7 protein-coding genes and 2 pseudogenes are annotated in these 10,087 nt (G+C 68.7%); 4 read left to right on the top strand and 5 right to left on the bottom strand.

The annotated features are described in order from the left end of the window. Nucleotides 1-238 (top strand): annotated as a pseudogene (locus ACE3O8_RS11260) (ATPase); the annotation flags it as partial. A 52-nt stretch (nt 239-290) separates the two neighbouring features. Here ACE3O8_RS11260 and ACE3O8_RS11255 read toward each other — a convergent pair. Continuing rightward, nucleotides 291-1,067 carry an SDR family oxidoreductase gene (locus ACE3O8_RS11255; protein ID WP_374389777.1) on the bottom strand — a complete coding sequence of 259 codons (777 nt, stop codon included), beginning with the start codon at nt 1,065-1,067 and terminating at the stop codon, nt 291-293. Nucleotides 1,068-1,079: 12 nt separating this feature from the next. Further along, complete coding sequence (locus ACE3O8_RS11250; RefSeq protein WP_374389775.1) at nt 1,080-2,648, bottom strand: spinster family MFS transporter; 1,569 nt, start codon at nt 2,646-2,648, stop codon at nt 1,080-1,082. Nucleotides 2,649-2,693: 45 nt separating this feature from the next. Between ACE3O8_RS11250 and ACE3O8_RS11245 the strand changes: the two genes are divergently transcribed. The 3 genes from ACE3O8_RS11245 to ACE3O8_RS11235 all read left to right on the top strand — a co-directional run bounded on the left by ACE3O8_RS11245 (nt 2,694) and on the right by ACE3O8_RS11235 (nt 8,352). After that, the gene (locus ACE3O8_RS11245; RefSeq protein WP_374389773.1) at nt 2,694-4,895 is read left to right on the top strand and encodes a TIR domain-containing protein; all 2,202 of its coding nucleotides are present in this window, start codon (nt 2,694-2,696) and stop codon (nt 4,893-4,895) included. A gap of 94 nt (nt 4,896-4,989) precedes the next feature. Beyond that, nucleotides 4,990-5,520 (top strand): hypothetical protein, encoded by a 531-nt coding sequence (locus ACE3O8_RS11240; RefSeq protein ID WP_374389771.1) that lies wholly within the window; start codon nt 4,990-4,992, stop codon nt 5,518-5,520. 75 nt (nt 5,521-5,595) lie between these two features. Further along, complete coding sequence (locus tag ACE3O8_RS11235; protein WP_374389769.1) at nt 5,596-8,352, top strand: [protein-PII] uridylyltransferase; 2,757 nt, start codon at nt 5,596-5,598, stop codon at nt 8,350-8,352. 196 nt (nt 8,353-8,548) lie between these two features. Here the strand turns inward: ACE3O8_RS11235 and ACE3O8_RS11230 are convergent. From ACE3O8_RS11230 to ACE3O8_RS11220, 3 genes and pseudogenes are all read right to left on the bottom strand, one after another. Beyond that, a pseudogene (locus ACE3O8_RS11230) lies at nt 8,549-9,088 on the bottom strand (outer membrane protein); the annotation flags it as partial. 113 nt (nt 9,089-9,201) lie between these two features. Further along, complete coding sequence (locus tag ACE3O8_RS11225) at nt 9,202-9,723, bottom strand: histidine kinase (RefSeq protein WP_374389767.1); 522 nt, start codon at nt 9,721-9,723, stop codon at nt 9,202-9,204. A gap of 108 nt (nt 9,724-9,831) precedes the next feature. Continuing rightward, nucleotides 9,832-10,087: hypothetical protein (locus tag ACE3O8_RS11220; RefSeq protein ID WP_374389765.1), on the bottom strand; the 256-nt coding region annotated here is incomplete at its 5' end.

Raw genomic sequence — 10,087 nt, 5'->3', positions numbered from 1 at the left:
TGCTGCCCTGCCGCCGCAACTGCTGCGCCTGCATGGCGGTTTCGGCCCGTTGCAGAATGTGCCCGCGAACGCCGTCCTGACATTCACGCTGAAACCGGAAGGCAGTGGCACCCGCCTCACCATGACCTACAGCGTCGGCGGCCCGGCGTCTGCGAAGCTCGACGCCCTTGCAGCCCCCGTCGACGCCGTCATGACGGCCGGCTTCCAGCGCCTGCAACGGTTCGCAACGACACCCTGAGGCAACGGCAGGGGTGGGGGCAGGGAGCGGGGCCCCCTGCGCTCAACGGGCCTCAGGCCGTGGTCGCGTAGCCGCCATCGGCCGTGACCGTGGCGCCGCAGAGGTAGCCGGAGGCTTTGGAGCCGAGGAAGAGGGCGACGCCGGCCATGTCTTCGGCGGAGCCCCAGCGCGCCATGGGGGTGGTTTTCAGGGCGTTGTTGTTGATCTCGTCGGCGATGCCGGCCGTCATCTTCGAGGGGAAATAGCCCGGCGCGATGGCGTTCACCTGGATGTGCCGCGCGGCGAGGTTCTTCGCCATCATGCGGGTGAGGTGGAGGACGCCGGCCTTGGAGGCGGCGTAGCTGTAGGTTTCGATGGGCGAGACATGCTGGCCGTCGATCGAGCCGATGTTGATGATCTTCGCATTGTCCGCCGGCGTGACGGCGGCTTCGAGCAGGCGGATGAGCCGTTGCGAGAGGAAGAAGACGGACTTCAGGTTGATGTCCATGATCTTGTCCCAGCCGAGTTCGGGGAACTCGTCGAAGGTGCCGCCCCAACTGGCGCCGGCGTTGTTGAAGAGGACATGGACCTTGTCGGTATGCTTCGCGACTTCGGCGGCGAAGCGGTCGATTTCGGCCATCTGGCTGAGATCGGCGGGAATGGCGATGGCGGCGTCGCCCAGTTGCGCGGCAAGGCCCTCCACATCGGCGGCCTTGCGGCTGGTGAGGATGACCTTGGCGCCGTTTTCGACATAGGCGCGGGCGATCATCTCGCCGATGCCGCGGCTGCCGCCGGTGATGACGACGGTTTTGCCGGCGACGGAGAAGAGATCATTGATCCTGAGCGACATTTTCGGGTTCCCTTAAACAGGTTCGCCCGCCGCGCGCGCCCGTTCGAGACGGGTCGCTTCGGCGGCGGGCAGGTTGCGATAGACATAGAGCATGCAGGCGAGCGGCAGCGGCGCCAGCAGCGTGGTGGCGAGAAGGGCGTGGCCCAGATCGCCCAGCAGTTCCGACATGCGGCCGATCAGGAACGGCCCCAGGCCCAGCCCGATGACGGTGGTGCCCAGGAAAAAGGTGGCGGTGGAGGCGCCGCGCATGCGGGGCAGCACCAGATCCTGCGCGGTGGCGCCCGCGACGCCGACCCACAAGGAGCCGAAGAGGGAGACCAGGAAGGCCCAGATGTAGAACATCGTGATCGACGTGGTCGTGTATTGCAGCAGGATGAAGGGGATGGGCAGCAGGATGGTGGCGAAGCCGATCAGGATGCGGCCGGCCGGGTTCTTTCGGCGGAAGGTGTCGGCCAGCTTGCCGCCGATGATGATGGAGAGGAAGCCGCTGAGCGCGCCGCCGCCGCCCAGGAAGAAGCCGGCGACGGCCTTGTCCACGCCGAAGGTGCGGATGGCGTAGGCGACCCCCCAGAAGCCATGGGCATAGCCCGTCATGGAGATCATGCCGAAGCCCAGCACCAGGGCAAGAAAGGTGGGCGTGCCCCAGATGAGGGCGTGGGTGGGCCTGTCGCGGTGTTTCAGCGACTGCGACCAGGAAAAGACGGCATAGCCGGCCAGCCCCAGCGCCAGCCACTGCGGCCAGTTGCCGGTGAAATGGGACATGCCCGCGAAGAACAGCACGGCGACGGCGAGGCCGACGAGGTTGGTGATCACCGCCTTGCGGCCATGGGTGGCGGCATGGAGGATGGTGAGCGGCGGCAGCACGCTGGAAAGTTCGTTCAGGAACTTGGGGAAGGGGCGCGGTTCCTGCGGCATCACGATGCCTTCGGAGAGGCCCCGGATCGGTTCCTTCAGGGTGGCGACCCACAGCGCCAGCAGCAGACCGGGGATGCCGACCGCCATGAAGGCGGCCTGCCAGCCGACGAGGCCGAGCGGCCCGCCATTGGGGAAGGCGGCGTTCCAGCGCTCTACCGTGAGGCCGCCGACGAACAGCGACAGGCCGCCGCCGATGTAGATGCCGGAGGAATAGATGGAGAGGGCGGTGGCGCGCTGTTCCTTGGGGAAGTAATCGGACAGCACCGAATAGGCGACGGGCGAGGCGGAGGCTTCGCCGACGCCGACGCCGATGCGGGCGGCGGCGAGCTGGGCGAAGTTGCCGGCGAGGCCGGACAGCGCCGTCATCGCCGACCACAGCGTGAGGCCGATGGTGAGCAGGCGCATGCGGTGCCACATGTCTGCCAGACGGCCCAGCGGGATGCCGAACAGCGCATAGAAGACGCCGAACACCGTGCCGTAGAGGAAGCCCAGTTCGGAATCGCTGACGCCCAGATGGGCTTTGATGTCCTCTGCCAGGATCGCCATGATCTGGCGGTCGATGAAGTTGAAGACATAGACGAGAACCAGGACGCCGAGGACGTACCAGCTGTAGGGGCCGCCGACGCGGGTTTTCGCTTCGGCGATATCGGCTTCCGTCGGCTGCATTGCGTCTCCCTTGCGTCCCTCGCACCGGGGCCTAGCAGGCGGGGTTTGCTTGCGAAACGCCTATTTTACGAGGATTCAGGTTGGCGATTGCGGCAGCGACAGCGCCAATTGCGCCGGCCCGGATTCGGCGTAAGCTTCGGCTCTGCGCGGCCGGAGTCGCGCGGGGGAGGCAATTTCGGGGGGGCCGGGCTGTACAGGGCCTTCATCAGCTATAGTCATTCCGACCGGAAGGTGGCCGACTGGCTGCACCGGGCGCTGGAAGGCTATCGGATTCCGGCCCGGCTGGTCGGTTCCGAAACCCCGCTGGGGCCGGTGCCCGCGCGGCTGATCCCCATCTTTCGCGACCGGGACGAGCTGTCCGCATCGGGCAGCCTTTCCGCCGGATTGACGGCGGCGCTGGGCGATTCCCTGTTTCTGGTGGTGATCTGTTCGCCCGCGGCGGCGCAGTCGCGCTGGGTGAACGAGGAAGTGCGGCTGTTCAAGCATCTGCACGGCGCCGGGCGGGTGCTGGCGCTGATCGCGGACGGCGATCCCGCCGATGCGGGCGGGCGCGGCTGCTTCCCGCCCGCGCTCGCCTTCGAACTGGATGCCGGCGGCGCGGTGACCGACCGCGCCGCCGAGCCGGTGGCCGCCGATATCCGCCCCGGCAAGGACGGGCGGCGGCTGGCGCTGCTGAAGCTGGCGGCGGGGCTGACGGGGTTGCCGCTGGATGCGCTGGTGCAGCGCGAGGCGCAGCGGCGGCAGCGGCGCGCGGCGCTGGTTTCCGGCCTGTCGCTGGCGCTGGCGGGGGTGATGGCGGTGCTGGCGGTGCTGGCTTTGCAGGGCCGGCGCGAGGCGGAACGGCAGCGCGCCGAGGCCGACGGGCTGGTGGAATATATGCTGACCGACCTGCGCGAGAAGCTGGAGCCGGTGGGGCGGCTGGAAGTGCTGGACGGCGTGGGTCGGCAGGCGCTCGCCTATTACGGGCGGCAGGACCTGGGCGCGCTGGATGCCGACGCGCTGGGCCGCCGGGCGCGGGCGCTGCACCTGGTGGGCGAGGTCCGCGACCTGCGCGGCGACAGCGAGGGCGCGCTGATGGCCTTCCGCGAGGCCGAACGCGCAACCGCCGAGCAGTTGGCCCGCGATCCCGGCAATCCCGAACGGATGTTCGACCATGCCCAGAGCGTGTTCTGGGTGGGGAATGTGGCGCTGCAACGCAAGGAGTGGACGACGGCCGAGGACCGGTTTGCCCGCTATGCGGAGCTGGCGGACGGGATGGCGGCCACCGATCCCAAAGAGCTGAAGTGGCTGAAGGAACAGGGCTATGCGGCGAATGCGCTGGGCGGCCTGTATATCTATCAGGACCGGTCGCAGGAGGCGGTGCCCCCGCTGACGCGCTATGTGGCGATCACCGAGGAGGTCGCGCGGCGGACCCCCGGAAATTCGGCGGCGCGGTGGGAGGCCGGGCAGGCCCGGGCCTGGCTGGCGGACGCCCTGCTGAAGCTGGAGCGGGTGCCCGACGCGAAGGACCACCGGCTGGCGGAACTGGCGATCTATGCCGGCATCCTGGCCGACGATCCCGGCCACGCCGACGCCCGGCTCTCGCTGGGCCGGGCCAATGAGGCGCTGGCCGAACTGCACCTGCGCGCCGGAGAGATCGAGGCGGCGGCGCAGCGCTCGCAGATTGCCTTCGAGTCCCAGAAGAACCTCGTCGCCTCCGATCCCGGCAACATGCTGTGGCTGGAGATGGCGACGGGGGCCGCCGTCCAGCATGCCGAGGCGCTGCTGCTGGCCGGGCGGATCGGCGACGCCGAGGCGGCAAATGGCTGGGCGATGGCGCAGGCTGTCCGCCTGTCGGGCACGGACCCCCGGTCGCGCCCGTTCCGGAATCTGCTGATGCGCAGCCGGATGATCGAGATCGCGACGCTGTTCGCGGGCGGCCGGATGCCCGAGGCGCGGCGGGCCGGCGGATCGTTTGTGGCGGACTATGCCCCCCATGTGGGCGACGATGCCGGCCCGACGGTGACGAACGCCTGGCTTTCGGCCCTGGGGATGCTGGCCGTGGAGCGGCAGGCCGCCGGGGAGGGCGCAGCCGTCCAGGCACTGGTGCAGGCGCTCAACGCCGGCCTTGCGCCCGGCATGGATGGAAAGGGTGTGTCGCTGCACAAGGCGCTGGCGGGCCGGATTCCGGGCCTCGAGCCGGCAACCGGCGGGCAGGTTTCGCGCTATCCGGCAGACAGGCTGATGGCGCTGGCGGCCGGACCCTAGAGGCCATCCGACTTTCATGGCCGCGTTCGGAATGCCCCCGGGCGAACGCAGCCAGCCGTGCAGTGGGGGGTTCAACAGACGAGGGAGAATGGCGATGCCACAGGACAGGACGCTGACGATCGGCTGCACCTTCAACGGCACCTACAATTCGAACGACAACAGCTATGGCGGCACGATGACCTACCGCTACATCAGCGCGACGCCGTCCATGCCGGGCGTGGTGCAATCGACGGGCGAGATCGACATCACGAATGCCCCGGCCTTCGATCCGAACGAGTTCCACAAGCGGGTCGACATCACCTTCGTGCTGGAGGGCGGCGGCGTCAACGCGCCCAACGGGACCTGGGTGCCCGCGAGCTGGGCCCCGGACCTGTCGGGCGACCAGGGCGCCATGGTGCTGATGGATGTCGACCAGAACGGCAATCCGTCAGGCCCTGCCCATTCGGACGATGTGGAAGCCAAATGGGTGGTTGGAAGCCCGACGGAAATCGAGGTGGACGACAAGAATGAGGACAAGAACTATTATTTCCGGCCCGGCGTCGTGCTGCAGGTGCCCGGCTATTCCTCGCCCTATTTCATCAGCGTGGACCCGCCGCTGGTGAACAAGGGAAGCGTAAGCCGCTAGGCCGCGCCATCGCGGGCAGCGACCTGTTGCAAAGGTCGTTGTCCGCCGGCGCCGCGCGGCGCTAAGAAGCCCCATATGTCTGGCCTTTACGAGCATGTGCCCCAGCGGCGTTCCATCATCGATCGCCGCAAGATTGTGGAGGTGCTGGACAGGGCCATCGCCGACGCGGCGCCCGAAGCGCGGCGCGCGGCCGTGGCGGCGGTGCTGAAGGCGGCGCTGGACGAGGGGCGGGCGGAGATCCGGCGGCGCATCGCGGCGACGCCGGGGCGCGGCGTCGAGCTGGCGAGCGCGCAGAGCTTCCTCACCGACCAGATCCTGCGGCTGGCCTATGACGCGACCGTCGGCAGCCTCTATGCGCGGGACAATCCATCTGCCGCCGAGCGCATCTGCCTGGTGGCGGTGGGCGGCTATGGCCGGGCGGAGATGGCGCCCTTTTCCGATGTGGACATCATGTTCCTATCCCCCCTCAGGCAGACGGCCTGGGTGGAACAGGTGGTGGAGGCGATCCTCTATATCCTGTGGGATCTGGGCCTGAAGGTGGGGCATTCCACCCGCACCGTGGACGACATGATCCGCATGGCGAAGGGCGACCTTTCGGTGAAGACGGCGCTGCTGGAGGCGCGCTATCTGTGGGGCGACCAGCAGCTGTATGACGAGGCGAGCCGCCGGTTCGCCGCCGACATCATGGCGGGCGAGGCGCGAACCTTCATCGCGGACAAGCTGGCCGAGCGCGACGAGCGCCACCGCCGGATGGGCGACAGCCGCTATGTGGTGGAGCCGAACATCAAGGACGGAAAGGGCGGCCTGCGCGACCTGCAGACGCTGTTCTGGATCGGCAAGTTCGCCTTCCAGGTGCGCGAGGCGCACGAGCTGGTGGCGAAGGGGCTGTTCACCGCGCAGGAGTATCGCCAGTTCCAGCGCGCGCAGAACCATCTGTGGGCCGTGCGCATCAACCTGCACGACCTTGCCGGGCGCGCCGAGGAACGGCTGACCTTCGACATGCAGCGCGAGCTGGCGGTGCGGATGAGCTATGCCAACCGGCCGGGCATGTCCGCTGTCGAGCGCTTCATGCGCCACTACTTCCTGACGGCGCGCACGGTGGGCGGGCTGACCGCCCTGTTCCTCGCGCATCTGGAAGAGCGGTTCGCGCGCAGCGCCTGGATGCCGAAGCTGAGCCGGCGGCCGCGCCGCCTGAACGGCTTCCGGCTGACGCGCGGCCGGATCGAGGCGCCGACCGACGATTTCTTCGAGGCCGATCCCGTGCGGCTGATCGAGCTGTTCCAGCTGGCCGCGCAGGAGGGGCTGGAAATCCACCCCATGACGATGCGGCAGGCCGCGCGCGACGAGGGGCTGATCACCGAAAAGGTGCGGCAGGACCGGCGCGCCAACCAGCTGTTCCTGGAGGTGCTGACCTCTCCGCGCGATCCGGAAACGGTGCTGCGCTGGATGAACGAGGCGGGGGTGTTCGGGCGGTTCGTGCCCGACTTCGGCCGGGTCGTCGCCAAGATGCAGTATGACATGTACCATCATTACACGGTGGACGAGCATACGATCCGGGCGATCGGGCTGCTTTCCCGCATCGAGAAGGAGGAGCTGCGCGACGAGCATCCGCTGTCGTCCGCGATCATCCGCCAGATCGTGTCGCGCCGGGTGCTGTATGTGGCGGTGCTGCTGCACGATATCGCCAAGGGGCGGGGCGGCGACCACAGCATCCTGGGCGAGGAGGTGGCGCGCCGGCTGTGCCCGCGGCTGGGCCTGACCGACGCGGAGACGGACACTGTCGCCTGGCTGGTCAGGCAGCATCTGCTGATGTCGGCCACCGCCTTCAAGCGCGACCTTTCGGACTTCAAGACCATCCTCGATTTCGTGGAGATCGTCGCCTCGGCGGAGCGGCTGCGGCTGTTGCTGGTGCTGACGGTGGTGGATATCCGCGCCGTCGGGCCGGGCGTGTGGAACGGCTGGAAGGCGCAGCTGCTGACGACGCTGTACAATTCGGCCGAGGAAGTGCTGCGGCTGGGCCACAAGCAGACCGGGCGGCACGAACGGGTGGAAGCGCGGCAGCGGCGGCTGCAGCAGGTGATGGGCTGGGCCGACAGCCGCTTCCAGGGCTATGCGAAGCGGTTCCCGGACAGTTACTGGCTGGCGGAACCCGCCGACGTGCTGGCCGCGAACATGGCGATGGTGGACGATGCCGACCGGTCGGACCAGTCGATCACGATCCGGTCGCAGCCGGATCCCGCGGCCGGAACCACGCTGGTTACCGTCTATGCGGCGGATCACCCGGGGCTGTTCTATCGGATCGCGGGCGGGATCGCGCTGGGCGGGGCGACCATCGTGGACGCACGCATCCACACCACGCGCGACGGCATGGCGCTGGACAATCTGACCATCCAGGACCCGCTGGGCGGCCCCTTCGACGAGCCGGAACGGCTGGCGCGGATGGAGCAGGCGATCCGGGATTCGCTTGCCGGCAAGGTGCGGCTGGCGGACCGCTTGACGGCGAAGCCGTTGCCGCGGCGGCGGCAGGAAGCCTTCCGCGTGGTGCCGCAGCTGTTCATCGACAACAAGGCGTCCAACCGCTTCACCGTCGTGGAGGTGAACGCGCTGGACCGGCCCGCGCTGCTCTATGCGCTGACCTACGCGCTGTATGGGGCGAAGGTGACGATCCATTCCGCCCATGTCGCGACCTATGGCGAGCGGGCCGTGGACACCTTCTATCTGACGGATCTGACGGGCGAGAAGATCGACGGGTCGGCGCGGATGAAGGCGCTGGAAAAGCGGCTGCTGGAAGTGGCGGCGGCGCCGGGGCAGAAGGTGCCGGAAGCGGCCTGAGGCAACCGCCGGGCCGGAAACGGAAAAGGCGGGCGTTCGGCCCGATGCCGAACGCCCGCCCTCCATCGGATTGGCGGGCGGCAGGGTCGCCCGCAAAGCCGCCGCCGCAGCGGGAGGTCACGCCCCCCCGCACGCGGTCCCGGTTGTCGCGGGCTTCGGCCGTGGAGCCGAGCGCGGCATCCAGCGCCGAGGAGCTGAAGCTGTTGAACTTGGTGTGGCGATATTCGACGCGGGCCGACACATTGTCGGTCAGCATCTGCTCCACACCGCCGCCCAGAGACCAGCCGTCGCGGTTGGTGCTGACGCCGATGCCGTTCTCCTGATAGGTGAAGCGGCCATTTTCCCAGCCGCCCTTGGCGTAGATCAGGGTGCGCGGGGACGCCAGCACGCCGGCGCGGGCCAGCAGGCCCAGCGAGCGGCCGCCATCGAAGGTGGAGTTGCCGTCGCGCACCTTGTTGGTGTCGCCCGTCAGGAAGGCTTCCGCGCCGAGAACGAAATTCTCGCCCGTCTTGAAGTCGTAGCCGAGCTGCGCGCCATAGGTGAAGCTGTCGCCCGACATGCGGTCGGTCGTGGTGCCCGTGGCGCCGCGCAGGGTGAAGCGGTTGTTGTCGTGCTGCCAGCCGGCCTGGGCGCCGACATAGGGGCCGTTGAACGGCTCAGCAGCAGACGCCTGCGAGGCCGCGAACAGGGCCGAGGCGCCGGCGATTGCGAGCGCGAGAGTGGTGGCACGTGCCATGTGTGAAACCTTTCCTTTATATGCACTTGGCCGACAGCCGGGAGAGGCCGCCGACGCCGCGCCAGAAAGGCCCGTGCGGTTGAATACTTGCTGAATCCCTTGTTTCTTTTCGGTTAATCTTCGCCCTCGCCCGTCGACGAAGCGAGCCTGTCGGTCTGCGGACAGCGGCAGGCATCGGCAGACGCCGTCTGTCGAATCTTCGGTTTCGGCGCGGTCGCGGCATATTCGCCGCCGTCCAGATGGCCGTCGCGGTTGGTGTCTGCCGAGGCGAACTTCGCGATGCCGCTGGCGGCATATTCGGCAAACTGGAGAACCCCGTCTGCGTTGCGGTCCAGCTTGTCGAAATTGCGCCGGCGGGCATGCAGATATTCGGCCTGGGCGATGCGCCCGTCGTCATCCCGGTCGGCGCGGGCAAATCTTTGTTCTTCGCGGCTTTTTTCCGGCCTTGGCGCGGGCGTTTCCAGCCTGTCTGCAGCGGCATCCGGGGCGCTGACGGCGGCAACCGCCGCCGGGGGCGGAACAGAGGCGGCATCCGCCCGGCCGCGATCGGCCGACAGCCACAGGGAAAGCGCCCCGATCGCGAGGAGAAGGGCGCCCGCAAGTGCGGCAAGGCGGCTCGGTCTGCCGGAGAACATCGGATTCGGAACCCCTGAAATCGGGCGCATCAAGCGCCATCCGGATCCGACCCCGGCGCATGCCTAGCATGTGCGCGGCGCATGGCAAATTCCGGGAATCAGGGCAGTTCAGAGCGACCGGTGGCGAATCGCTGCAAGCGCCATGCGCCATTGCCGGCCGGGGCCGGCGGGCCGGGCCAGCGGCTGGCCCGCCGCCAGCCGGGCCCAGTCGTCTGCCGCGAGCCGGTCAAGCTGGATGAGCGGCAGCGGAAGCGGCCCCGAAGGTGCGTCGGGGAAGGCGGGCGGGGCGAGGCTGGACAGCCGGGCTTCGGCCTGGCCCCATCCGCCGCGCCACAGGCGCGCGAGCGCCCAGCGCGCGCCGGCG

The organism is Sandaracinobacter sp. (genome assembly GCF_041909755.1).
Taxonomy (GTDB): Bacteria; Pseudomonadota; Alphaproteobacteria; order Sphingomonadales; family Sphingomonadaceae; genus Sandaracinobacteroides.
This window is presented reverse-complemented; position numbering and strand designations above follow the sequence as displayed.

Bases quoted from the DNA above. Each gene is read 5' to 3' on its own strand.
- ACE3O8_RS11255 (WP_374389777.1), bottom strand. From the start codon at position 1,067: ATGTCGCTCAGGATCAATGATCTCTTCTCCGTCGCCGGCAAAACCGTC.
- ACE3O8_RS11250 (WP_374389775.1), bottom strand. From the start codon at position 2,648: ATGCAGCCGACGGAAGCCGATATCGCCGAAGCGAAAACCCGCGTCGGC.
- ACE3O8_RS11240 (WP_374389771.1), top strand. From the start codon at position 4,990: ATGCCACAGGACAGGACGCTGACGATCGGCTGCACCTTCAACGGCACC.
- ACE3O8_RS11235 (WP_374389769.1), top strand. From the start codon at position 5,596: ATGTCTGGCCTTTACGAGCATGTGCCCCAGCGGCGTTCCATCATCGAT.
- ACE3O8_RS11225 (WP_374389767.1), bottom strand. From the start codon at position 9,723: ATGTTCTCCGGCAGACCGAGCCGCCTTGCCGCACTTGCGGGCGCCCTT.